General features: G+C 65.8%; 20 protein-coding genes. 8 read left to right on the plus strand and 12 right to left on the minus strand.

Going from position 1 to position 23551, the window contains the following annotated elements; all coding sequences use genetic code 11:
- Positions 1–108 precede the first annotated feature (108 nt).
- A complete protein-coding gene (locus Mal64_RS05990; protein ID WP_146398028.1) occupies positions 109–492 on the minus strand; it encodes a hypothetical protein in 384 nt (127 codons plus the stop codon).
- 748 nt (positions 493–1240) lie between these two features.
- On the opposite strand from Mal64_RS05990, the gene Mal64_RS05995 reads away from it, so the two are divergent.
- The 6 genes from Mal64_RS05995 (at position 1241) to Mal64_RS20130 (ending at position 7507) form a co-directional block, all read left to right on the plus strand.
- Entirely contained in the window at positions 1241–1489 is a 249-nt protein-coding gene (locus tag Mal64_RS05995) for a hypothetical protein (protein WP_146398029.1), read from the plus strand.
- 651 nt (positions 1490–2140) lie between these two features.
- Positions 2141–2830: an ABC transporter ATP-binding protein gene (locus tag Mal64_RS06000; RefSeq protein WP_146398031.1), complete on the plus strand. Its 690-nt coding sequence runs from the start codon at positions 2141–2143 to the stop codon at positions 2828–2830.
- A gap of 101 nt (positions 2831–2931) precedes the next feature.
- Positions 2932–4314: an ABC transporter permease gene (locus tag Mal64_RS06005; protein WP_146398033.1), complete on the plus strand. Its 1383-nt coding sequence runs from the start codon at positions 2932–2934 to the stop codon at positions 4312–4314.
- A gap of 163 nt (positions 4315–4477) precedes the next feature.
- The gene (locus Mal64_RS06010; protein ID WP_146398035.1) at positions 4478–6109 is read left to right on the plus strand and encodes a hypothetical protein; all 1632 of its coding nucleotides are present in this window, start codon (positions 4478–4480) and stop codon (positions 6107–6109) included.
- A gap of 58 nt (positions 6110–6167) precedes the next feature.
- Complete coding sequence (locus Mal64_RS06015; RefSeq protein ID WP_146398037.1) at positions 6168–6896, plus strand: hypothetical protein; 729 nt, start codon at positions 6168–6170, stop codon at positions 6894–6896.
- Positions 6897–6976: 80 nt separating this feature from the next.
- Positions 6977–7507: a DUF3299 domain-containing protein gene (locus Mal64_RS20130; protein WP_231993592.1), complete on the plus strand. Its 531-nt coding sequence runs from the start codon at positions 6977–6979 to the stop codon at positions 7505–7507.
- 32 nt (positions 7508–7539) lie between these two features.
- Here the strand turns inward: Mal64_RS20130 and Mal64_RS06025 are convergent, their stop codons facing one another.
- From Mal64_RS06025 to Mal64_RS06035, 3 genes are all read right to left on the minus strand, one after another.
- Complete coding sequence (locus Mal64_RS06025) at positions 7540–8997, minus strand: hypothetical protein (protein WP_146398039.1); 1458 nt, start codon at positions 8995–8997, stop codon at positions 7540–7542.
- A gap of 266 nt (positions 8998–9263) precedes the next feature.
- Complete coding sequence (locus tag Mal64_RS06030) at positions 9264–10211, minus strand: C-terminal binding protein (protein ID WP_146398041.1); 948 nt, start codon at positions 10209–10211, stop codon at positions 9264–9266.
- A gap of 134 nt (positions 10212–10345) precedes the next feature.
- Positions 10346–11761 carry an AMP-dependent synthetase/ligase gene (locus tag Mal64_RS06035; RefSeq protein WP_197525494.1) on the minus strand — a complete coding sequence of 472 codons (1416 nt, stop codon included), beginning with the start codon at positions 11759–11761 and terminating at the stop codon, positions 10346–10348.
- Positions 11762–11823: 62 nt separating this feature from the next.
- Here Mal64_RS06035 and Mal64_RS06040 point away from each other — a divergent pair, with 62 nt between their 5' ends.
- Positions 11824–12285, plus strand: coding sequence for a hypothetical protein (locus Mal64_RS06040; protein WP_146398045.1), 462 nt, complete (start codon positions 11824–11826; stop codon positions 12283–12285).
- Here the strand turns inward: Mal64_RS06040 and pheT are convergent.
- The 7 genes from pheT to dnaE all read right to left on the minus strand — a co-directional run bounded on the left by pheT (position 12282) and on the right by dnaE (position 21594).
- A complete protein-coding gene (gene pheT, locus Mal64_RS06045; RefSeq protein WP_146398047.1) occupies positions 12282–14360 on the minus strand; it encodes a phenylalanine--tRNA ligase subunit beta in 2079 nt (692 codons plus the stop codon). The two genes, Mal64_RS06040 and pheT, sit on opposite strands and share 4 nt — an antisense overlap.
- Before the next feature lie 30 nt (positions 14361–14390).
- Entirely contained in the window at positions 14391–14792 is a 402-nt protein-coding gene (locus Mal64_RS06050) for an SMI1/KNR4 family protein (RefSeq protein ID WP_146398049.1), read from the minus strand.
- 60 nt (positions 14793–14852) lie between these two features.
- Positions 14853–15935 (minus strand): phenylalanine--tRNA ligase subunit alpha, encoded by a 1083-nt coding sequence (pheS, locus tag Mal64_RS06055; protein WP_146398051.1) that lies wholly within the window; start codon positions 15933–15935, stop codon positions 14853–14855.
- 77 nt (positions 15936–16012) lie between these two features.
- Positions 16013–16372, minus strand: a complete 360-nt coding sequence (gene rplT, locus Mal64_RS06060; protein WP_146398053.1) for a 50S ribosomal protein L20 — start codon at positions 16370–16372, stop codon at positions 16013–16015.
- Positions 16373–16527: 155 nt separating this feature from the next.
- Positions 16528–16731, minus strand: a complete 204-nt coding sequence (gene rpmI / locus Mal64_RS06065) for a 50S ribosomal protein L35 (protein WP_146398055.1) — start codon at positions 16729–16731, stop codon at positions 16528–16530.
- Between the two features lie 335 nt (positions 16732–17066).
- Positions 17067–17603 carry a translation initiation factor IF-3 gene (gene infC, locus Mal64_RS06070; protein ID WP_146398057.1) on the minus strand — a complete coding sequence of 179 codons (537 nt, stop codon included), beginning with the start codon at positions 17601–17603 and terminating at the stop codon, positions 17067–17069.
- Between the two features lie 343 nt (positions 17604–17946).
- Positions 17947–21594: a DNA polymerase III subunit alpha gene (dnaE, locus tag Mal64_RS06075; RefSeq protein ID WP_146398059.1), complete on the minus strand. Its 3648-nt coding sequence runs from the start codon at positions 21592–21594 to the stop codon at positions 17947–17949.
- A gap of 182 nt (positions 21595–21776) precedes the next feature.
- Between dnaE and Mal64_RS06080 the strand changes: the two genes are divergently transcribed.
- The gene (locus Mal64_RS06080; protein ID WP_146398061.1) at positions 21777–22835 is read left to right on the plus strand and encodes a hypothetical protein; all 1059 of its coding nucleotides are present in this window, start codon (positions 21777–21779) and stop codon (positions 22833–22835) included.
- 7 nt (positions 22836–22842) lie between these two features.
- Here Mal64_RS06080 and Mal64_RS06085 read toward each other — a convergent pair whose 3' ends face one another.
- Positions 22843–23523, minus strand: a complete 681-nt coding sequence (locus tag Mal64_RS06085) for an FHA domain-containing protein (protein ID WP_146398063.1) — start codon at positions 23521–23523, stop codon at positions 22843–22845.
- Positions 23524–23551: the final 28 nt, after the last annotated feature.

The raw sequence follows: 23551 nt of genomic DNA on the forward strand, positions 1-23551 counted from the left end.
GCCCCCTATAAAAACGGGCCCCCTATAAAAACGGGCCTCCTATAAAAACAGAGGCCGGGGCATTTGCCCCGGCCTCTGTCGTTTGTTGGGTTCTTAAGAACCGTTGTCTCAGCTGAGCTTGTCGAGGGTCTTGAGAACCGCGACGGCCTGGTCAACGCCGCCACACTTCGCGGCGAAGTCGCGGGCGTCGAGCAGGGCCGACAGGCTGACCTGATCGGCGCCGCCGCCGGACGACTTCTTCGGTCCACGCTTGCCGCCAGGCTTCTTGCCGAACATGCGGGCCTTCACGTTGCTCACCAAAGCGGGGGCGAGCTTCATGCCGGTCTTCTTCTCGACGGCCTCGCAAACCTCCTTGGGACCCGCGCTGGGGTTCTCACGCAGGTACTCGCGAGCGGCTTCGCTCATGTTGGGGGCGCCCGGCTTGCGGCCACGCTTCACGCGCTTCTTCACGGGCTTCTTGCTGGCAACTTTCTTCGACGCGGTTTTCGCCACGAACTCACTCCTCAAAAAATATGTTAGTTAACACCGCGGGCGCTCGGGCCTGTCGTTGGCTATCGCCTCCAACCGCCCAGCCGCTTCCGAACGGCAGGTCCGTCTGAAATCTTGGCCACCCAACGACACAAGGGGTGTGCCACCGGGTCACTACTCTATTGTTCGTCACTCTGCTCCAGGCGCCGGCGAAGCCGCTAAGAAAGCAGCCAAACGGATAACCCGGGAGATGAATCAGCGACCGGCCAAGCAGTTGGGACCGCTATTCCGACCGCCGACTACGGGGTAGACGATCGAACGTGAATCACTCGTATCGGAGTGTCACAGCAAGCCACCCCATCTAGATGTATAAATGAGCAAAAACACCCTATCTCCGCCAGGGGGTATAACGATTTTACTACGAATAGTCTTAATAGCGAGTGTGCGCGTGCGGCTTAACCTCATCGATTCATCCTCGATTTGAATAGGGGATCGCTATCCCATTTGACAAGGTGCGTCACACGATTCCCGGTTCAGCGCAGCAGACTATCGTTTCGGCGCAAGCAAAAGGTCACTCCTGTTTCGTATCCACCGTAGAAGCAGCACGCGTCTAGACAACTCGTATGACACGTTTTGGCGAGAGTGTTCGCTGAGCAACGTTTGGCCCGCCGTGGCATCGCCTTCCGCCCATCGGTATGATGTCGACGAATCGATTACGGCGCGGGAGCGTGTCGAAGCCCTTATTCACATGCTTTTACAAGGGAGAGTAGCTATGGCGTGGCTTTTCGAACGCACAATCGAAGCGGCAGCTTGGGTCGCAATGCTCGTGGCTTGGCTCTGTTTAGGAACGGCCATCTACCGGTGCAGTTTGTGGATAGGCACAATTCAAACCGAACCCGACTTCAGTTTATTGCGCGACGCCGCAATGTCGTCGGCCGCCTTTTTGGCCGCCGCCGTGGCGTTGGGACTGTTGGCGTGTGTCGATCGATTCCTTTTCGACGCCGATGAACACGCCGCCTGAGCCTCCAACCTCTCTGTAACGCTTAACAACCGACCGGACGTGCGCAGTCCCGTATGCATTGATGCGGTCTTCTGTGTGGCGCGCATAAAAAGAGCCGCCGAACTGCGGGAAGCTCGACGGCCCAAAGGGACTGAAACGCTGTCAAATGCAAAAGCAGCCAGGACGGAGGTGAGGCGAAGGAGTCCGCCGCTGGCTGAGACAGAACTTAAGCAACGCCTGTGCCAAGTCATTCGCCGCACTCCCGCCCACCAAGAAACAGTATGCCACCTCACCAAACCGCGAGCTTCAGGGCATCGATGTCGGATTGGCGCTAGCAAGGAAGGCGAGCCGTTTTGAAAAACTTACTCCTCCCTTTTGTCGTATTGTCAAAACAACGCAGCTCATCGGCAGTCAGCCTTCCCTGCCAGCAACGTTAGCAGCTCCCATCGGAGGCGTTATCCAGTTCAAGCTGCTTGGCTTGGGCCTCTACACGGGCAGTTGGCGCGCACTCGGGCGACGATCTGGGCCGTAGGGCGCCAGTGACAGGACGCCAGCAGTCCTGCTACCGTGTGTGGTTCACCGCGATGCGGCCTTGCCCGCTGCTTGCGATTCCCGCTGAACGATCGACTCCTTACCCGCCGCAAGCCCCGCCCTCCCCCCTGCCGCTAAGCCATGCTGCTGCTCGAAGGAGTCAAAAAGTCTTACCGTGAGCCAGACGGGTCCGAGCTGCCGATCCTTGATATCCCCCGCTTCGCGGTCGACGAGGGCGAGCAAGTCGTGATCCGCGGCCGCAGCGGCTGCGGCAAAACGACGATGCTCAACACGATCGCCGGCCTGACGACCGTCGACGCAGGCTCGGTCTCCGTCAAAGGGGTTGAGCTCACCCGCCTCACGGAGGCGGGCCGCGACCGATTCAGGGCGCGACAGATCGGCTACGTGTTCCAAACCTTCAACCTGCTGGCGGCGTTCTCCGCGCTTGAAAACGTGATGCTCGGCATGACGTTTACCGGCCAAACACGCGACGCCGCCCGGGCGCGCGACCTGCTGGATCGGGTCGGCCTCGGCCACCGGATGCACCACAAACCCGCAGCCATGTCGGTCGGCGAGCAACAGCGGACCGCCGTGGCCCGCGCCTTGGCGAACAAGCCGGTACTGCTGCTGGCCGACGAGCCGACGGCCAATATCGATCCCTCGAATCAGCAGCAGGTGATCGACCTGCTGCGGACCGTTTGCGAGGAGGAAAAGGTGGCGATGCTCCTGGTGACGCACAGCCCCGAAGTCTCGGGGCAATTCGGCCGCGTCGAGCCGCTCGAAGAGATCAATCGCGTGATGGCTCAAGCCACAATGACGAAGCCTCTATGACCAATGCTTGCCAGCCAGCTCGATGGGTCATCGGGCTTGGTTATTGGTCGTTCCGCACAATATGATTCTCCCCCTCGCCCTCAACGCTTTGCACTGACCGAATGAGTTTCTGGAAGATCGCCTGGCGAAACATGCAGCAGCGGGGACTCGCCTCGTCGCTCACTGCTTTGTCGATGGCCTTGGGCGTGGCGGCTATGGTCGGGGTGATCGTTATTCACTCGGTCACGGTCCGCCAGTTCCAGCAGTCGGCCCACGGGTACAACCTGATCGTCGGCGGCAAGGGCGGCGCGTTGCAGTTGGTGCTCAGCACGGTCTACCACCTGGGCCAACCGCTCTACCCGATCTCGTACGACTACTACCGGAAATTCGTTGACGGCGAGTTCGCCAGCGTGACCGACGTGGCGATCCCCTACTGTTTGGGCGACAGCTTCGACCCGTCCAACGGCGAGGACGAGCGGGGGCTGATGTACCGCGTGGTGGCCACCACGCCCGACCTGTTCAACAAGCTCAACTACGGTATCGAGCGCGACGGCACGTTCAAGCGGTACGAGTTCAGTGAGGGTCGCAACTTTCTGGTCCAGAACGCCTACGAGGCGGTGGTCGGCTCGGTCGTCGCGGCTCAGGCCGACCTGCACGAGGGAGACACCATCCAGCCGACCCACGGCGTGAGTGGCGACGGCGAGGTGCACATCGGCTTCAAGGTGGTCGGCGTGCTCGAGCCGACCGGCACGGCCAACGACCGCGCCGTGTTCGTCAACCTGGAGGGTTTCTTCCAGATCGACGACCACGCCTTGGGCGAGCCGGCCGAAGGAGTCGCCAGCGAGCCGCTTCCCGAGACCTCGCGCATCGACGAGCCCCGCGGCGCCCTGCCGCCGGCGAAGCTGTTCGACAACCAGGGCGCCGAGATCGAGCCGCTGCCGATGTCCCAACGCGAGGTGACCTCGATCCTGGTCGCCACGAGCAACGCGTTCGGCTCGATGGCGCTCAGCTCACGGATCAACAAGGATGGCGACACCGTCGCCCAGGCGGTGGCGCCGATCGGCGTGATCGAGTCGCTCCTGAACGCCATCGTCAAACCGGTGCAGATCGTGCTGCTGGTGATGACGGTCCTGATCGTCGTGGTCGCCTCGATCAGCATCCTGGTGAGCATCTACAACTCGATGAGCGAACGGAGCCACGACATCGCCGTGATGCGCGCCTTGGGCGCCAGCCGCTCGGCCGTGATGCTGGTGGTGCTCAGCGAGTCGGTGTTGCTCTCGCTCACCGGCGGGCTATTGGGGATCGTGCTGGGGCACGCGATGGTCGGTCTGGCGGCGCCCTACGTCGAGGCCCAAACCGGCGTGCGGCTCAACGCCCTGGCGTTCGACCCCTGGGAAGCGGCCGTTATCCCCGCCCTGGTCGCTCTGGCGGCGCTGGTGGGGCTGCTGCCCGCCATCTCGGCCTACCGCACTGATGTGGCCAAAGCGCTACAGGGCGCCCGCTGATCGCCTTGCGTTCAATCGAGATCGCATCGCCCGGTCTCCTGCGATTCGGAGCGGGGTATCGGCGTGTCCCGCTGAAGGTTTCGACGGTAAAATCAGTAGTGAGCCTCCTGCGTTCCCCGCCTCCCTCCACCCGCCTGCGACTAGTTGGCGGATCACGTTTTCCATGACACGCCCCCGTCCAATCTTCTTGATCGCGTTGGCGGCCCTGCTGGCCACGGCCGGCATGGTCCGCGCTTGTCCGTTCTGCGTCGCCGAGAACCGCACGCTCAGCGAGGAGATAGCCGACAGCAGCGTGGTGCTGATCGGCTCGCTCGTGGTCGACGAGGACGCCCGCCCCGACGACCCCACGCTCGGCGGCGTGCTCAACCCTCAAGACGGCACGGCGCGGTTCCGCGTCGAGCAGGTGCTCACCGGTGAAACGCTGCTCGGCGACGAGGAGCAGATCGAGGCGATCTACTTCGGCGACCCCCAACAAGACGTGGCGTACCTGCTGCGTGGCGTCGGCGAGCCGCCCGAGTGGAACATCCCGCTGCCGCTCAGCGACGAGGCGGTCGCCTACGTCCCCAAACTGATCGGGCTGCCGGAAAGCGGCGCCGACCGAATGGCGTTCTTCCAGGACTACTTGGAGCACAGCGACTCGCTGCTGGCCCAAGACGCCTACGACGAATTCGCCCGCGCCCCTTACAGCGACGTGCAAGACCTGGCCCCCCGGATGGATCCCGAGCAGCTGATGAGCTGGATCGAAGACCCCGCTGTCAGCCCCAGCCGGCGGCGTCTTTACCTCACGATGCTCGGCGTGTGCGGCGGCAAGGAAGACGCCCGACGCATCGAGCGGCTGCTGCTCTCCGACAGCCGAACCCTCAAACCGGCCGCCCGCGTCACGGTCGACGCGGCAGTCGCAGCCGGCGCGCCGCTGGCCGCGCCGCTGGCCGCCGACGCGCTACTGTCGGCCGAACGGCAGAACAAGCTCGGTCTCGACGCGATGATCGCCTGCTACATCACGCTCAGCGGCAAGGCGGGCGAGGGCGAGCGGGCGATGGACCTGATCGACCGCCGTTTCCTCGCCGACCAGCAAGGCGACTACTCGCACGTCTACTCCACGCTCATGGCGCTGCGTTTCCTGGCCGAGGAAAGCGACGCCGTGCCCCGCGAACGCGTTCTCGTCTCGGCCCGGCTGCTGTTGGGCAGCACCGACTTCGCCGACCAGGTGATTCCCGACCTGGCCCGCTGGGAGGATTGGTCGGTCTTGGACCGTTTGGAAGCGATGTACATCGACCCCGAAGCCGAGGGGGTGCAGCAATACGTCCGCGAGCCGATCGTCGCGTACCTCGACGTGGCCGCCGAGCGCGGCGGCGAGCTCGGCGAACGCGCTACCGCGGCGCTCGCCCGGATCGAGCCGGTCGACGAAAAGGCGTTCAAGCGGGCCCGCAGCCTGCGGGCGTTCGGCTTTTTGGCCCAGGCCCGGCCCGCGCGCGACCCGTTGGAGAACGGCGTGCGTAGTGGTGAGGAGGCGGTCGCCGATCAACTGGCGGCCCAGGAGGGCCCCTCCGAATCGTCCCCGTCGGTCCCCCCCCTGCCCCAAGCGTCTGAGCCTACGGCGGCAACGCCCTCCGCCGACGAAACGCCCGGCCCGGCGAGGGTGGTCGCCGAAACGGTGGCCGACGAGCCGCAGACGATCGAGCAAACCGCCCCGCTGACGCCGCCAAGCCGTTTTGTGCTGCTCGCCACGCCATTGGTTGCCGGAGCGATCTGTCTCGGACTATTCTGGATTATCCTCCGCGGGGGCGTCGCTTGAGCCCGCTGAGGCCGCGACTTCCCCACCTCCCCCCTCGCCGACTCGTCAGAACCTACCGATGCCGACCGAAGCCATTGCCGACGCCCCGTCCGTCGGGGCCACGAGCGAAGACGACTCGCTCGCCTATCGCTCGATCCCCGCCACGGCGATCATGGGGCTGCTGATTTCTTTGTTGGGCGTGGTGGCGCCGATCTCCTCGGGCGGGAATTTCAACACGGCGTTGATGTTGGCCCCGATCCCGCTCGCCGGGCTGCTTTTCTCGCTCTCGGCCCTGTCGACGATCCGTCACGCGCCCGAACTGTACACCGGCGGCAAGATCGCCGGCGCCGGCGCCGCCCTCTCGGTGCTGTTCCTCGTGACGAGCCTCGGCTACGGCGGCTACGTCTACGCCACCGAGACGCCCGACGGCTACGAGCGGATCAGCTTCATCGACATGAAGCCGACCGAAGCGGAAGAGGTGAACCGCACTCCCATACCGCCCGACATCCTTGAGCTGATGAAGAATGAGCAGAAGGTGTTTATCAAGGGCTACATCCGGCCCGACACGATCCAATACCACGAGAACATCAGCGACTTCTTGCTGGTCCGCGACAACTTGCAGTGCTGCTTCGGCCCGATGGCGAAAGTGTACTACTTCGACCAGATCCAGGTGAAGCTCGACCCTGGCATGACGACCGATTACCACACCGGTTTGTTCAGGCTCGGCGGCCTGCTCAAAGTCGGCCCCGGCGACCCCGAGAGCAACACGCCGCTCACATTCCACATGCAAGCCGACTACGTCAAGTAAGTCTTACCGCTGCTTTAGTCCGGGGTGACGTGCACAAGCGACGATACCATGCACCGCCGAGCCCGCGTCCGTGCGCCCGCTTGCGGCTGAGCTTTTGCATCGGCTTGCTTTGCGCCGGCTGCGGCGAGGCGCCGCCCGAGATCGCCGCCGACGCGGCGAGCGAGACGGCGGTGCAAGACGCCGCCGCCGAAGATCGCGCCGCCGAAAGGCCTGCGGCCGCCGGCCCGGAGCACGACTCCGACCGCTTGCTCGACAAAACCTTCGACGACCTGGTGTTCGACATCGAGCCCGACGAGCCTTTCGAGCGGTCGATGATCACCCCCGAGGTCGAGGCGTTGGCCGGGCGCCGGGTCCGTTTGCGGGGCTACATCTACCCCACGATGCAGAAGCACCACCTCAAGCAGTTCGTGTTGGTGCGCGACAACCAGGAGTGCTGCTTCGGCCCCGGCGCCGCGCTCTACGACTGCGTGCTGGTCGAGATGGCCCCCGGCAAGACGGCCAGCTACGGGATCCGCCCGGTCGCGGTCGAGGGGCGGCTGCGCATCGAGCCGCTCACGTTCGACGGCAAGACGCTCGGCGTCTTCCAGATGATCGCCGACTCGGTGGATTGAGGCGCCCGCCCTCAGGCGCGGCTCTCCCCGCGTCACTGCTCGTTGTTGAGCCCGAGCTTCTTGAACCAGCGGCCCTGCGAGTCTTCCGGCTTGCCGCTGGGGGCGTTCGTTTGCATCGCCTCGAGTTCTTGCCGCCAAGCGGCGAGCTCGGACTGCTGGCGGGCGATCGCCGCCCGCTCGACCGACACCTCGAGCTCCGCCTCGCGCAGCTTGGCGAGCAGCTCTTGCTCGATCTGCGAGAGCCGCTTCCGCTCGGCCTGGATCACTTCGCTCTCGTCGAGGATGGCGGTGCGCACCTGCTCGTCGCCGGCGCCCTGCTGCTGGAGGGCTTCCTCGAGCTCGGCGGCGAGGCGGGCGATCTCGCGGTCCTTCTCGGCGAGCGCCTCGTCGGTGATGCGAATCGTCCCTTCGATCGTCGCTCGCTCCTCGGCCCGTTGCTCCGCCTCCCGGGGGTCTTCGGGCTCGTACTCGCCCTCGAGGGCGGCCAGCATGCGCCGCTTCTGGGCCTCCCAGTCGTTGGCGCCGTCGTCCACCGGCGCGGGCACGGCGGCGGCGCCGCCGCCTTGCGCCAGCTGCTCTTCGAGCCGCGATTTCTCTTCCTTGAGCTCGCGGAGGTCCTCGACCGCCATCTCGAAGCGACGCCGCAGGTCGACCAGCTCCTCCGAGTCGTCGGCCGGTTCCGAGGGCGCTTGACGGGAGAGGTCTTCAATCTTCTGAGCGAGTTCGTCGCGTTCGTTCCGCAACGAGATCAGCTCGGCCGCCTCGGCGGCGCCCAGCTCGGGCCGCTCGGCCAACTGCTGCTCCAGCTCGGCGGCGCGCTCGCGGTGCTGCTGCAGATCGGCCATCGCGATCTCGCATTTCTGCTGCAGCTCGAGCTCGGTCTGCGACGGAGCGCTGCGCTGCGTCTCGGCCTGCTCGAGCCGCGCCGCGGCGTCGGCGAGCGCCCGCTGTGCGTCGCTCAGCTCACACTCCACCCGTTGCCGATCGCGGCGTTCGGACTCGTTGGCGTGGTTGAGCTGGTCGCGCTGACGGAGCAATTGGTCTCGTTCGCGCGCCAACGCGTCGCGCTCGGCCGAGAGCTCGTCGCGTTCGTGGCTCGCCTGCTGGCCGGTGCGGATCGAACGGTCGGCGGCCTGCCGCTCACGCAAGGCGAGTTGGGCCTCGACCTGATCGCGGAGCGACTCCCACTCGCTGCGTTCCTCCTGCCACTCGCGGCGCCGGAGCTCGAACGAGTGGCGTTCGGCCTCGAGCAAATGGGCCTGCTGGGCGAGCCGCTCGGACTCGTCGCGGACCCGCTCTTCGACGATCGCTTCGACCGCCGCCGCCGACGACTGGTCCATCCGCTCCGCCAGGTCGCGCTCCAACGCCCGGAACGAGTCGCTCGCGTTGTCGAACGAATCCTCTAGCTGGTCGCGCAGCGCCTGGATCGACGCGGCAGATTGCTGCGCGAGCTCGTCGAGAGGATCGGATTCGGCGGGGGTGGGGTCCATTCCCGGTCGGCAAAATATTCGTGTTGGCGTGTCCCAGCGGCGCCGGCGCGCGGCTTCTCCATGCGGACCCTGCGCCCCACGGGCGCAAAGCTCCATCGGTATATAGGTTACGGGGGGCGTATGCCCAAAAAGTGGGGGGGCGGGTCGTGCGGGTGGCGCCGGTTGCGGCGGGGCATGGCCGCAAGTCGCGCGCGCCGCGGGCGGTTTCGCCCGAATAGGGCCGCTTCGCCCGGGCGCCAGGGCAAGCCCGGTTCAGCATCCCGCAACTATTTTGGGTCGTTCACCCGGCACTCGGGCTGCTTGCCCTGCAAGAAATCGGCCGCCTGGCGGGCCACCCGCGTCCTCAGCTCGTGGATCGCCTCGGTCGAGCAGAACGCCGTGTGCGGGGTTACCACCACCCGCGGGTCGTTGTAGGGCGCACGGCCGAGGTCGGGCGGCTCGACGTCCTGCACGTCGAGCGCTGCGCCGGCCAGATTGCCCGCGTCGAGCGCCGCGGCCAGGGCGTCGTGGTCGACCAACCCGCCACGGGCGGTGTTGATCAAGAAGGCCGTCGGCTTCATTTGCTCGAAGGTCTCACGCCGCATCATGTGGTGCGTCTCATCGGTGAGCGGCGCGCAGAGGGCCACGTGGTCGCTCTCGGCAAGGAGCTTCTCTAGGGGCAGCCACTCGACGCCGTCGGGCGCTTCGCGCGAGCGGTTCGTGCCGACCACCCGCATGCCGAGCGCTGCTGCCTTGGCGGCCAGGCTCTTGCCGATGCGTCCCAGCCCCACCAGGCCGAGCGTCTTGCCCTCGACCCGCTCGATCGGCAGGTGCGACGATAAGTCGTACTCACCGCGCTTCGTGGCCCAATGGCTCTCGGCGATCTTGCGGGCCATCGTCAGCACAAGCGCCAGTGTGTGCTCGGCCACCTCGCGGTAGCAGTAGTCGGGCACGTTGGTGACCAGCACGCCTCGTTCGGTCGCGTGCTCCACGTCGATGTTGTCGAGCCCGATGCCGGTGCGGGCGATGTGCCGGCAGTTCTTCGCGGCGTCGATCACCCGCGCCGTCACGGGCGCCCAGCAGGTGAGCACCACATCGGCGTCGCCGACCTCACGGGCGAGCGTCTCCTCGCGGTTGTCGCTGGCGGTGCGCAGCTCACACCCGGCCTCGGCGAGGATCTTGCGCTCCAGCTCGATGTCGGGCCAGGGGTAGTCGGTGTAGAAGGCGTTGGGCATAGACCAATTATCCCCTCCCCCTGGTGGGGAGGGCTAGGGAGGGGGGAAAGCCCCGTGTGCTCGGGTTCTTCACCCCTCCCCAATGTGTCTTCGAGGGTACGGCCTCCCCATCAAGGTCTGGGGATTTTTCTCGCTCATCGTTTGTCTATCGTCTGAATTTGTCGCGCGAAGTTCGCCCGAATCACCTCGCGCCGCAGGCTCAACTTCGCCGTCATCTCGCCCAGTTCCTGCGAGAAGCCCCGGGGCAACACGAAGAAATCGTGAACCTGCTCCTCCCGGGCGGCGCCGGTGAGGGCGCCGTCGATCGCTTCGCGAAACACCTCCCGCACCCGTGGGTGCGAGACGGCCCGCCGCTTGGACCAGACCCACAGCCGCTCGCGCTTGATCAGCGCCCGCAGTCGATCGCGGCTCGGCACAACGAGCGCACGCAAGCCCTTCTCGCCGTCGCCGATGACACATGCCTGCTCGATCCAGGGCGACGCGGCGAGCATCGCCTCGACGCGCGACGGCGCCACGTTCTTGCCGGTCGACAGTACTACCAGCTCCTTCTTGCGGCCGGTGATCGTGAGGAAGCCCTCTTCGTCGAGCGATCCGAGGTCGCCGGTGTGCAGCCAACCGTCCTTGAGCACCTCGGCGGTCGGCTCGGGGTTGTTCCAGTAGCCGAGCATGACGTTCGGCCCACGGACCAAGACCTCGCCGTCGTCGGCCGTTCGCACCTCAACGCCCGGCAGCGGCTTGCCAACGGTTCCGAGCTTGTGCGTGTCGGGCGTGTTCACGGTCACGACGGGCGACGCCTCGGTCAGCCCGTAGCCGGTGTAGAGCGGCACGCCCTCGTCGAAGAACCGCCGCTCGACGGCCGGCGCCAGCGCGGCCCCGCCGCAGTAGCAACGCTTGATCTCGCCGCCGAAGAGTTCGCGCAGCGAGAGCCCTTGGGCGTCGGCCAAGTCGATCGCCTTCTGGAAGAAGTACGGCACGCCGTTCACCACGGTCGGGTGGACTATCTGGCAGTCTCGAAAGACCGTCTCGCGCGACTCGGCCAGCACGAGACGCGAGCCTCGCAGCAGCCAAATGTGGAGGTCGCCGGTGCGGGCGTAGAGGTGATGAAACGGCAGGAAGGTGAGCCGAAGTTCGTCGCCGCTGCCGCCGCTTGCCTCGCTTAGCGCCCTGGCGTTGGCCAAGAGATTCTCGTGCGAGAGCATCACCCGCCGCGGCTCGGCGCCGGTGCCGGAGGTCGTGACCACCGTGGCGGGAGGGGGCTCGCCTGGCAGGCGCCCGTCGAAACCGGGCGGGACGAGCGTCGCCCCGATCCGCATGACGGCCAGCGTGTGGACGATCCAATCGAACTCGTTCGAGCGATTTTCTTCAACCGCATCGCCGCCGGAGAAACCTTGCTCGCCAAGTTCAGCGACTCGCTTCTGAACCTGCCCGTGGAGCTGTTCCCAAGTCACCCAGACGAGAACCCCGTCCCAGATCGTCCCCAGCGCCGGCTTATCGGGTTGCTGGGCGACATTCGCGGCAAGGGCTGCGTTGATCGTAGAGGTTTCGGTCACGCCGGTCATGCCGTGTGCTAGGTTTGTAGTGCAGAACGCCCGCCCTACCCCGGTACGCCGCCATGCCGATGAAGACTCTTGCTCTCCCGAAGCCACCCGCCCCGGCCCTGCTGGTCGGACTGTTTTTTATCGCGGCGGGAGCGTTGCTCCCGGTGCTGAGGTCCTACGGCTCCGGCCGATTAGATCTCAGCGATTGGTTGCTGTACGGCGTGCTGCTATACGTGGGGCTAGGATTGATCTGCGGCTACCGACCCGCGTGGAAGGTTGGCGTGGTCTTGTCGGGGTTCTTTGTGCTGATGGGCGTTTTGGGTTGCTTGATGAGCCTGTTGTTCCTTGCGGCACACGCTGCTGGCAAAGGGAGTCCGGACATGGTGACCGCCGACGAGTGCCTCGTGATGGCGGGGGCACTCGCGTGCTTAGCCGCCGCAGGGGCCGGAGTGTTGCAATCGCTCTGGCGCGATGGAGTCAGGCAATACTATCGGGCGCCGACCGGGCCTTTCGTGAGTGACGCGCCAGCAGCCTAGGCCCGCAGCGTGGCGCCGAGCTCTTTGCCGAGCCGCTCAACGATCGCGTCGCGCACCGCGTCGGCCTCTTCGCTCTTGAAGGTGCCGTCCGCCGAGCGGAGCTGCACGCGGAAGACGACGCTCTTCTTGCCCTCGCCGATCTGCCCGGCGTCGCGGTACGTGTCGTCCTGGAACTCGACGCTCTCGAGCGGCTCGCCGGCCGCCTCGCGGGTGTGGCGCTCGATGTCGGCCCAGCGGGTCGCGAGGTCGACCACCACGTTCAGGTCGCGCGTCACGGGCGGGTAGGGCGAGAGCGGCGTGGTGGTGGGCGTCAGCCGCGCCAGCTCGGCGAGCACGCCGAGGTCGAGCTCGGCCACGCTCGCGGCGCCGCGCAGCTCGAAGCGGCCGAGGCCCGCGGGGCTCAGCTCGCCGAGCACGCCCAGCGATTGGCCGAGGACGCTCAGCTGCGCGCTGCGTGACGGGTCGAGCAGCTCGTGCTCCGCCCCTTCGACGCCGAGCGACAACGCGGGATCGACCTCGCGGACGAGCGCCTCGACCACGCCCTTCAGCTCCAAGTAGCCGCCGCCGGAGCAGAGTGCGAGCACCCGCTTCTCGGTCGGCAGCTTGCCCTCGACCGGCAGGTAAACCTTGGCGACCTCGTACAGCTCGATCACAGGGTTCGAGAGCGTCTCGTTCGTGCGGCGGCAGGCGAGCAGGCTCGGCACGACGCTCTGCCTGAGGGCGTTGGCGCGCCTCAGCACCGGCGTGCCGGTCGCCAGGGCCTCGCCGCGCGAGCCCCACGGCTGGAAGGCGCCGACCGTCTCCTCTTCGACCGCGCTCAAGGTGAACGCCTCGTCGAAGCCGGCCGCGGCGAGCACCGTGCGGAGTTTTTCCAAGACCACGTCCTCGCGGCTCTTGGCCGACGGGACCAAGCCGATGCCGGTGGTCGACGGGATCTTGTCGTAGCCGTGGATGCGGGCGACTTCTTCCAAGAGGTCGGCCTCGCGCGTGAGGTCGGCCCGCCAGCTCGGCGGCACGGCTTTGACGCATTTCTCGCAGAAGTGCGTCTCTTCGCAGCCCAGGTCGGTGAGGATCTTGCGCGTCTCGTCCTTGGGGATCTCGACGCCGAGCAGGCGCGGGATCTGGTCGAAGCGGAGCTTGATCTCGGGGCGGTCCTTGGCGGGCGTCGCCACGTCAACCACACCCTCGCACAGCTCGCCGCCGGCCAGTTCGAGGATCAGCTCGCAACAGCGGCGGCTCGCCCAATCGATCGACTCGGGGTCGACGCCGCGCTCGAACCGATAACTACTCGGGCTCTGCAGCACGTGCCGGCGGGCGGCGCTGCGCACGGCCATGCAGTCGAAGTCGGCCGCCTCGATGAGCACGTCGATCGTCGCGTCCGACACCTCGGTGTCGGCCCCGCCCATCACGCCGCCCAGGGCGACGGGCCGCAGAGCGTCGGCGATCACGACCTCATCGCCGGTGAGCTTGTACTCCTTGTGGTCGATCGCCGTGAACGGCTCGCCAGGCTTCGCCTTGCGGACGACGACAGTGTCTCCGGGAGATTGGGCCCCCCGGAGTTTGGCGAAGTCAAACGCGTGCAGCGGCTGGCCGATCTCCATCATCACGTAGTTCGTGATGTCGACCACGTTGTTAATGACCGCGATCCCTAGCGTCCGCAGCCGGTCGGCGAGCCAGTCGGGGCTCGGGCCGATTTTGACGCCCTTGATCACACGCGCCGTGTAGCGGGGGCAGAGGTCGGGGCAGTCGACCGTGACACTGGTGACTTGGGCGACATCGTTTTTACTGGACGCCGCTCCGCTTACTGTCGTGCGCGGCTCTGTTTGGAGCTGGGGTTTTTTGAGCTCGTGACCCCAGATGACGGCGATCTCACGCGCGACGCCGAAGTGGCCCAGGCAGTCGGGGCGGTTGCTCGTCACTTCGAGGTCGATCGCCGTGTCCCGCTTACCCGAAGAAACGGCGACTTTCTCGACGCCCTCAAGGTTCAAACCCGTGAGCGTCAAACGGTCGGTCAGCTCCTCCAAGTCCTTGGGGAGCGTGACGTACTCGGCAAGCCAATCGGTCGAGACGATCATGGATTCACCACAGAGAACACAGAGAAAGAGTCAGCGGAGTATTGTGTCAATCGAATCGCAGTATTCGGTTATCGAGGGGAATAGCTCTTCCTCAAACCCCAAAGGGTCGTGACAAAGAAAATGGACCGCGGGGGCCTCTTCGTCTCGCTCAATCAAGTAGAGATTGCCGCAGCCGTCTCCACCGATTGCAACGTAGTCCGACAAATCGATGTCATCCCAATCCGTGTCCTCCAACCAGTCCGAACCGATCAGATCGCGGGTGCTCTGGATAAACTGCACGGGGCTGCTATAAACCTCGCCGACTTTCTCCCAAATGCGCTCAGCCAACTGGTCATCAAAGCTGGCAGGCAAGGTCTTGAGCCATGCTCGATACATCTCCGGTAACTCGATGTTAAGCGAGTCTTCGATTAACTCGATATCATTGTCAGTCATTGCACATCGTGATAGTGGAGCACCTCCGTGTCCTCTGTGCTCTCTGTGGTGAAACCGAAATCAGAACTGAGCCAGGAAGCGCACGTCGTTCGTGTAGAGGTCACGGATGTCGGTGATCTGGTGCTGACGCATGCAGATCCGCTCGACGCCCAGGCCGAAGGCGAAGCCGGTCACTTCTTCGGGGTCGTAACCGACCGAGCGCAGCACGTTGGGGTCGACCATGCCGGCGCCGCCGATCTCCATCCACTTGCCGTCGTGCCAGATGTCGCACTCGACGCTCGGCTCGGTGAAAGGGAAGAAGCTCGGCCGGAACCGGACCTCGAGGTCTTCGCCGTAGTAGGCCCGCCAGAACATCTCCAAGACACCCTTCAGGTCGGACATCGTCACGCCGTGGTCGACGCAGAGGCCCTCGATCTGGTGGAACATCGGGTAGTGCGTGGCGTCGGCCGTGTCGGGGCGGTAGACGCGCCCCAGCGAAACGATGCGCACCGGCGGCTTGGTTGCCTCCATCGTGCGGATCTGCACCGTGGAGGTTTGGCTGCGGAGGAGGAGGGGCTTGCCGTCGGGGCCCAAGGCGGCGTCGCAACGCGATTTAACCCCCGATGAGTCATCGCGGGTTGACTGAGCCACGGACAAGTAAAAATTATCCAGCGGATCCCGGGCCGGGTGGCTCAGCGGGATGTTGAGCGCCTCGAAGTTGTGCCAGTCGTCCTCGATCTCGGGGCCCTCGACCGCCGTGAAGCCGAGGCGGCCCATGATCTCCTTCATCCGCTCGATCGTGACCGAGATCGGGTGACGACGCCCCAAGCGGAGCGGGCCCGTGCGCGGGAAGACGCCCGGCAGCGTGATGTCGAAGGCCTCGCCCGACGCCTCGTCGTCGCCGGAGCCGACCTGGCTCAGCGCGGCCTCGAGGGCCTGCTCGACGAGCTGCTTGACGGAGTTGAGCCGCTGGCCGGCGGCGGGCTTGTCGGCCTTGTCGACCTTGCCCATTCCCTTCTGCACCGCCTTGAGGCGGCCGGCCTTGGCGCCGAGGAACTCGACGCGGGCCGCCTCGAGCGCATCGGCGTCCGAGGCCGCTGAGAACGCGCTCTGCGCGTCGGAGGCGAGCTGGTCCAACTCGGCAATAAAGTCCGATAGCGCCACGGGAGAATCCCTGTATTACGCTTGTAGGCGAGCCGGGGGCGTCAGCCCCCGGAGGAGCCGGCGACCATCAGCAGTGCTCAGGCCGCCGCCAGCGCCGACTTGGCCTTCTCCACCACGGCGTCGAACGCCGCGGTGTCGGAGATCGCCATCTCGGAGAGGGTCTTGCGGTCGAGCTCGATGCCGGCCCGCTTCAGGCCGTTGATCAGCTCGCTGTAACGCAGGCCACGCTCACGCGCCGCGGCGTTGATGCGGATGATCCAGAGCTTGCGGAACTCGCGGGCGCGGACCTTGCGGTCGCGGAACGAGAAGGCGCCGGCGCGAACGGTCGTCTCTTTGACCGTACGCAGCAGATTGCCGCGGCCGCCGCGGTTGCCCTTGGCCTGCTTAAAGAGACGCTTCTTCTTCTTGTGGCGAGCTGCGCCGTTGGTGGTCCGCATCGTAAAGGCTCCTTCATTGCCGCCCCCCCTGGGGAGAGCCGGCTGGGTTGCGCCGCCCGGGCCGCCGGTGAGAGTTAAGATCTCCCGGCCGTTCTACCGCCCGACGTGCTGAGTTGGTTTCACACTCCCTTCCCCATCAGGGGAAAGGACAAGTATCAGTAGCTGTTGCCAGCGAGCGCTTCGGCCAGCTTCTTGGCCGTCACGCCGGTGACCGTGCCCGTGCCGCGGAGGTTGCGCTTGCGCTTCTGACTCATGCGACCCGCCAAGTGGCTGGTGCCGGTCATGCGGTGCTTGGCCTTGCCCGAGGCGGTGAGGCGGAACCGCTTCTTGGTCCCTTTGTGCGTTTTCTGCTTTGGCATGGGAATGCCCTTTCCGTGGGAGAAAGTCTCTGCGAGCCCCGCATTCTAGCAGCTTTCTTCGGCACCGAAAGGGCCGAATACCCTGGAAAACTGGGCCCCCGCGGCGGGAATCACCCTCTACCGTCTGCGACGACTCGAGGCGCTGAGGTTCGGGCGCCGGTCCATTGAAGAACAAGCGGCCAGCCGTAGCCCCCCAGCCCTAGCTGCAACGGGGGCTGGGGCCGGTGCAAAGGGGCCACCCATTGCACAGCCCGGCGGTTGCCACATAGCAGGCATAGCAGCTGTAACGATCCCGCGAGGAGATGACCGCCACGCCACAGGAGAGCTGCCGGGCGTTACTTGGGGGCGTACGTCACGACGATGCGGCGGCCCTGCATGCCGGGAGCCGATTCGAGCTTGGCGACGTCCTCGAGCTCTTTGGTGACTCGCTCGACGAGCTTGAAACCCTCGTCCACGTGGGCGTTCTCACGGCCGCGGAAGATGACCGAGAAAATCACCTTGTCGCGCTTCTCGAGGAACTTGCGGGCCCGCTCGACCTTGGTCATCAGGTCGTGTTCGCCGATCTTGGGCCTGAGCCGGACTTCTTTGTTCTGGCTCTGGTGGACGTGGCCCTTGCTCTGCCGCTTTTTCTGCTGGTACTTGTACTTGCCGAAGTCCATGATTCGGCAGACGGGCGGCTTTTCGGTCGGCGCCACTTCGACGAGGTCGAGCCCGGCGTCTTTGGCCTTGGTGAGCGCCTCTTCGGTGGGGATGATCCCCAGCTGCTCGCCATCGTCGGCAATCACGCGGATGGGCGTGATGCGGATTTGTTCGTTGATCCTCTGTTGGTTCTTGCGATCGGCGTCGCGATCAAACGTGCGGAAGCGGGACAAATTTGTTCCTGTGGGGGGTGAGAAAAAGCTCTGGCTCTCGCAAGGCGGTCGGCGGGCCGCGCGAGGGGGGTTATGAGGTTATGGGAGTGATTTGCCTGGAGGACCGGCTAGCCTATGGGACTGGCTGGCGGCCGGGCAGTCCAGACGGATCGCCGCATTTGCAGCAGTCCAGAAGTATCGGCCATAGATCGGGGCGGCGTCAACTATTTAAGTCCCACGGAAGGGACGGATTGCGCCGTTTTTAAGGTTCATGCGTCAAGCGGAGCCCACACGGCGGGCTGCTAGCACTCGGTTCCCTACTCACCCACCCTCCGGATCCTATTGGGATGCTGCCGCATGCGGTTTAGTTGCGGGCTCGGTCGCGGCCGCGGCGCGGCTGGGGCCGCTCGAACCGCGGGGCCCCGCCAATCAGGTGGAAATGGCCCGGGCCGAGCAGGTCCTCCACCCGCTGCCGCAGCTCGGGGTTGAGCTCGACTTTCTTCGAGCAATCGAGCTGCACACGGCCGCCGTCCGCCAGGTCGAGACGCAGCTTCATCGACTTGTCGCCCGGGTATCCGCCCACGATCTCCCGCAGCATCTTGAGCCGCTCTTCGCCGTGGCCCTCTTCCTGCACGCTGATCACCACGCCGCTGGTGAACCGCGTGGCGAGCTCTTCGATCGGCATCAGCTCGTTGACGATGAGGTTCACCTCCTCGGCGCCGGGGCGACGGTCGATCGCGCCGCGGACGCCGAGGATCGCCTCGTTCTCGACGAGCTGGCCGCACTGGGCGAATTGCTCGGGCCAGAGGATGCAGCGCATGATGCCGTCCATGTCCTCCAGGTCCCACATGGCGTACTTGCTCGGCGCACCGGGCTTGGGGTTTTTGGTGTGCGAGAACTTGATCGCCGCGATCATGCCGCCCAGCAGCACCTCGGTGCGGTGCTCCAGGGCGCCGCACTGCTTGCTGGTGTGCGAGCAGTAGATGCGCAGCGTCTTCTCGTGCTCGGCCAGGGGGTGGCTCGTCAGATAGAAGCCGAGCACCTCCTTCTCCATGGTGAGCATCTCCTTCTCGTCGAACTCCGGCACCTGGGGGAGCGGCGCGGGAGCATCGTCCTCGGCGGCGTCGTCTTCGAACAGGCCCTTCTGGCCGCTCTTGCGGTCCTTCAGAGCCGCGGCGCCCGCCTGGATCGCTTTCTCGACCCCGGCGGTCAGCGACGCGCGGGTCTCGCCAAACGAGTCGAAGGCGCCCGCCTTGACCAGCGTCTCGACGGTCGAGCGGTTGCATACCTGCGGATCGACCCGCTCGCAGAAGTCGTAGATGTCGCGGAACGGCCCGCCCGCTTTGCGGGCGGCGACGATCGCGTCAGCCGCCCCCCCGCCGCACGCCTTGATCGCGCTGAGGCCGAACACGATCTGCTTGTCGTGGCGGGCCGTCTTCTCCGGGTCCCGCGAGTCGCTGGCGTCGTACGGCACGACGGCGAAATCGGCGTCGCTGCGGTTCACGGCGGGCGGCACGACGTTGATGCCCATCCGGGCGCAATCCTCCAGGTGCTCGACCAGGGCGTCCTTGCTCTTGAAGTTGCGGCCCGGGATGTCGCCCGACAGCAGCGCGGCCATGAACTCCACCGGGTAATGCGCCTTGAGGTAGGCGGTCATGTACGCGATCAGGGCGTACGCCGTGGAGTGGCTCTTGTTGAAGCCGTAGCCGGCGAACTTCTCGATCATGCCGAACAGCTCTTCGGCCTTCTTCTTGTCGAGCCCCTTCTCCTGCGCGCCCTTGAGGAACTCCTCGAAGTACTTGGCGATGATCGGCAGCTTCTTCTTGCTGATCGCCTTGATGCACTTGTAGGCGTCGGACAGCGGGATGCCGCCCAGCAGGTTGAGGATCCGCATCACCTGCTCTTGGTAGACCATCACGCCGTGCGTCTCGCTGAGGATCTCCTCCATCACGGGGTGCGGGTACTCGGCCTCGCGGCGGCCGTGCTTGACCTCGATGTACTGGTCGACCATGCCCCCCTCGAGCGGGCCGGGGCGGTAGAGCGCGGCGGTCGCGATGATGTCGTGGAAGCTGTCGGGCTTCATCCGTTGCAGCAGGTCGCGGATGCCGCCCGACTCGAGCTGGAAGATGCCCTTCGTCTCGCCACGGCAGAGCAGTGCGTACGACGGCTTGTCGTCCAGCGGGAAGGCGTACGGGTCGACGCGCTCGCCGGTCGTCTGCTCGATCAGGTCGATGCTCTTGGCGAGGATCGTCAGGTTCCTGAGGCCCAAGAAGTCCATCTTCAGCAGGCCGGCCGCCTCGACGTCGTTCATCGCCCACTGGGTGATGATCTCGGTCTTGCCCTTCACGCGCTGCAGCGGCACGTATTCTTCGACCGGCTTCTCGGCGATCACCACCGCGGCGGCGTGGGTGCCGACGTTGCGCGCCAGGCCCTCGATCTTGCGGGCCAGGTCCAAGAGCTCGCGGATCTCGGGGTCGCCCTCGTACGACTTCTTGAGCTCCTCGCTGGTCTCGAGCGCCTTGTCGAGCGAGATGCCCAACTGGTCCGGGATCATGGCCGTGATCTGGTCGACGCGGAAGATCGGCATCGACATCGTGCGGCCGACGTCCTTGATCGCCGCCCGCGCGGCCAGGGTGCCGAACGTGCCGATCTGCGCGACGTTCGCCTCGCCGTACGTGTCCTTGACGTACTGGATCACCTCGCCGCGGCGTTCCTTGCAGAAGTCGATGTCGATATCGGGCGCTTCGAGGCGGCTCTCGTCGAGGAACCGCTCGAACAGCAGGTCGTAACGCAACGGGCAAACGTGGCTCATCCTCAGCGCGTAGCACACCAGCGAGCCGACGCCCGAGCCACGAGCCGTGCAGGGGATGTCGTTGTCGACCGCGTAGCGGACAAAGTCCCACACGATCAAGAAGTAGTCGGGGAACCCGAGCTTGTTGATCACGCGCAGCTCGCGGTCGAGGCGGGCGTGGACCTCGTCGCTCAGCTCGCCGCTCGACGGGTCGTTGTCCTTCCAGCGGTCGTGGTCGCGTGGCGAGTTGTAACGCTCCTTCAGGCCTTGCAGGCAGAGCTCACGCAGATAAGCCTCCGACTCTTTGATGTCGGGCTCGTCTTTGGTCGGCGTGATGAACTTAGGGAAGTAGCGCTCGCCGAGCTTCAGGTCCAGGTCGACCGAGTCGGCGATCAGCTGGCTGCGTGAGAGCGCCTCGTCCATGCCGGGCAACGCCGCGTACATCTCCTCCGGCGAGCGGAGGAAGAACTGGTCCCCCTCCATCTTCATGCGGTTCGTGTCGGTGCGGTAGCGGCCGGTGTTGATGCACAAGAGCACGTCCTGCGCCTCGGCGTCCTCCTGGTTGACGTAGTGGGCGTCGCTCGTCGCGACGAGCGGCAGGCCCATCTTGTTCGCCAACTCGACCGTCAGCTCCTTGGCCGCGCGCTGGATCTCGACGCCGTTGTCCTGGATCTCCAGGAAGTAGCGGTCGCCAAACGTCTTGCTGAACCAGGCGGCGATCGGCTCGCCGGTCCTGAGCGCCTCGTCGGCCGTGGCGCCCGAGAGCAGCGTGCGGCTCAGCTCGCCCGACACGCAGCCCGAGAGGCAGACGATCCCCTCGTTGTGCGACTCGAGCAGCTCCTTGTCGATCCGCGGCTTGTGGTAGAAGCCCTCCAGGTAAGCGCGGCTCGCCATCTTGATGAGGTTGCGGAAGCCTTGGCGGTTCTGGGCCAGCAGCGTGAGGTGGTAGCTCGCCTCCTTGCTGCTCGAGGCGCCCCCTTTGTCGAACCGGCTGCCGGGGGCGATGTACGCCTCGTACCCGACCACCGGGTTGATGCCGGCGTCTTTGCACGCTTGGTAGAACTCCAGGGCGCCGTAAAGGTTGCCGTGGTCCGTGAGCGCCAGCGCGTTCATCCCCAGGTCTTTGGCCCGCGCGACGAGCTTCTTGATCTTGCTCGCCCCGTCCAGCAGGCTGAAGTGGCTGTGGCAGTGGAGGTGGACGAAGGGTTTCGGGGCGTCCATGGGCAAGCGTCGTCCGTGAAATCGCAGCGGGAGGGCGGCGGGTGGTGTGGCGCGGCTGTCGTATGGGCGCCTCGGCGCCAGCCGTGTGGTAGCATGACTGATTCTAACGCCGCCGCGCGCGGTCGCCACCCAAAGATGGCCATCGCGGGCTGGGCCAACGGTTTCCCCGGGATTTTAGAGCGATGCGCAGCCCACTCCCAACAACGATGCGAGTCGTGGCCTCGCTCGTGGCGGTCGAGTTGACCGTTTGCATTGGCGCGGTTGTGGCTGCGGCGCCCGACGGCGAGATCGTCTGGCGGAGCTCCGCCGTGTTCCCCGAGCGGTTCGCCACGCTCGTGGCCGAACCCGACGTGCGATTGCACGTCAACCAGCCGGTCGAGGCCCAAGCCGACGACGTTGACGGGGACGACGCTGACGGGGACGACGACCGCCCCGTGCGGTTGCTCCTCTACGCCTTGCCCAACGGCAACACACTGGAGCAGACCCTCGGCTGCCAGCCGGCCGAAGGGCGCCACTGGCGTTACAACATCCAGCACATTGCGGCGCAGACGCGGATGCTCCGCGAGTTGCTGCCCGCGGAACGAATCGTGCTGCTGGGGGCCGAGGCCAAGGGGCTGAGCTGGCCCGCCTGGCGCCGCGATCACGAGGGCGCCAACGAACGCATCGCCGAGCTGCTGGCCGACTGGCGGGTGCGCTTTGCGGCGCCCGACGCGCGGGTCACGCTCGCCGCCCACTCGGGCGGCGGCAGCTTCTTGTGGGGCGTGTTGGAAGCGGGCGAGATCCCCGAGTGGGTCGACCGCATCGTGTTCTTAGACGCCAACTATTCGTTCGACGCCGACAAGCACGCCGAGAAGTTCCGCCGCTGGATCGAAGGGGCCCCGCGACGCCAATTGGTGGCCGTCGCCTACGACGACCGAGAGATCACCCTCGACGGCAAGAAGGTCGTCGGCCCAACCGGCGGGACCTACCGAGCCACCGGGCGGATGCGAGACGCGTTCATGGAATACTGGCCGATGCGCGCCAGCGGCTTCGGTACGGTCGTCTACCAAGGCAATGGCTACGCCCTGCTCGTTCACCCCAACCCCGACAACAAGATCTTGCACACGGTGCTCGTGGGCGAGTTGAACGGACTGGTTCTTGCGCAGCTGCACGGCCAAGAAGTCAAAGGCTGGCGAGGGCTTGCGGCCCCTCACCGGGCCTACGCGAGATGGATTCAGCCCGAACCCTACCCCGCCGAGTGAAGCCGATTTACTCCTCGCCGGGGTCGCCGATCTTGCGGAGGTATTCCGCCAGGTGCGCCTGCTGGTCCAGGAGGTCTTGCCAGCGCTCGAAGCTGATCGACACCGCGTCGGCTTCGTCGTCGACCTTGGTCGACTGCACCAACGAACGGCTGCGGAGGTGCAGGTATTCGAGCACCTCGGAGAACTGCGCCGCTTGGCCCGGCGTGAGCCCCATCGGTAGATCGGGCGGCGAGGGCAGGTGCAGCGTGCCGGAGATCACCTGCGAGTCGTCCCAGTCGATGTCCGACGCGCCCGACATCACGCTCTCGACCGATCCGGTGAGGTTGTCGTACGCCTTCTGGTCGGTTGAGAGCAGCCCCTCGCCGCGGAGCGCGTCGAGCCGATCGGCGATCTGCTCCCGCGTGCCGTAGATCAGCACCGAGCGGCCGACCGAGATCAGGTCGCCGTAGCGCAAGATCCGCAGCTGCGTCACCTCGCCGTTCACGCGGGTGCCGTTGGTGCTCTCCAGGTCGGTGAGCACGACCTTGCCCTGATCCTCTTGGATCTTGATGTGGAAGCGGCTGATCCGCTCGTCGTTGAGCTGGACGCCGTTGCCCTCCTCGCGGCCGATGGTGATCGGCGTCTCGATCGAATCGTATTCGATGCCCCGATCGGCGCCGTCGATCACTCGGAGGGTGATATGGGCCATGCGGAGCGCGGAGGGGAATAGGGGAGGG

Origin of the sequence: Pseudobythopirellula maris, from assembly GCF_007859945.1 — a bacterium.
Lineage (GTDB): Bacteria > Planctomycetota > Planctomycetia > Pirellulales > Lacipirellulaceae > Pseudobythopirellula > Pseudobythopirellula maris.

Excerpts from the sequence above, each read along its gene's own strand:
- rpmI (WP_146398055.1), bottom strand. The coding sequence starts at position 16,731 with ATGCCAAAGCAGAAAACGCACAAAGGGACCAAGAAGCGGTTCCGCCTC.
- Mal64_RS06030 (WP_146398041.1), bottom strand. The coding sequence starts at position 10,211 with ATGCCCAACGCCTTCTACACCGACTACCCCTGGCCCGACATCGAGCTG.
- Mal64_RS06025 (WP_146398039.1), bottom strand. The coding sequence starts at position 8,997 with ATGGACCCCACCCCCGCCGAATCCGATCCTCTCGACGAGCTCGCGCAG.
- Mal64_RS06015 (WP_146398037.1), top strand. The coding sequence starts at position 6,168 with ATGCCGACCGAAGCCATTGCCGACGCCCCGTCCGTCGGGGCCACGAGC.
- Mal64_RS06080 (WP_146398061.1), top strand. The coding sequence starts at position 21,777 with ATGCGCAGCCCACTCCCAACAACGATGCGAGTCGTGGCCTCGCTCGTG.
- dnaE (WP_146398059.1), bottom strand. The coding sequence starts at position 21,594 with ATGGACGCCCCGAAACCCTTCGTCCACCTCCACTGCCACAGCCACTTC.
- Mal64_RS05995 (WP_146398029.1), top strand. The coding sequence starts at position 1,241 with ATGGCGTGGCTTTTCGAACGCACAATCGAAGCGGCAGCTTGGGTCGCA.
- Mal64_RS06010 (WP_146398035.1), top strand. The coding sequence starts at position 4,478 with ATGACACGCCCCCGTCCAATCTTCTTGATCGCGTTGGCGGCCCTGCTG.
- Mal64_RS06050 (WP_146398049.1), bottom strand. The coding sequence starts at position 14,792 with ATGACTGACAATGATATCGAGTTAATCGAAGACTCGCTTAACATCGAG.
- rplT (WP_146398053.1), bottom strand. The coding sequence starts at position 16,372 with ATGCGGACCACCAACGGCGCAGCTCGCCACAAGAAGAAGAAGCGTCTC.
- Mal64_RS06000 (WP_146398031.1), top strand. The coding sequence starts at position 2,141 with ATGCTGCTGCTCGAAGGAGTCAAAAAGTCTTACCGTGAGCCAGACGGG.
- pheT (WP_146398047.1), bottom strand. The coding sequence starts at position 14,360 with ATGATCGTCTCGACCGATTGGCTTGCCGAGTACGTCACGCTCCCCAAG.
- Mal64_RS06085 (WP_146398063.1), bottom strand. The coding sequence starts at position 23,523 with ATGGCCCATATCACCCTCCGAGTGATCGACGGCGCCGATCGGGGCATC.
- Mal64_RS06040 (WP_146398045.1), top strand. The coding sequence starts at position 11,824 with ATGCCGATGAAGACTCTTGCTCTCCCGAAGCCACCCGCCCCGGCCCTG.
- Mal64_RS06005 (WP_146398033.1), top strand. The coding sequence starts at position 2,932 with ATGAGTTTCTGGAAGATCGCCTGGCGAAACATGCAGCAGCGGGGACTC.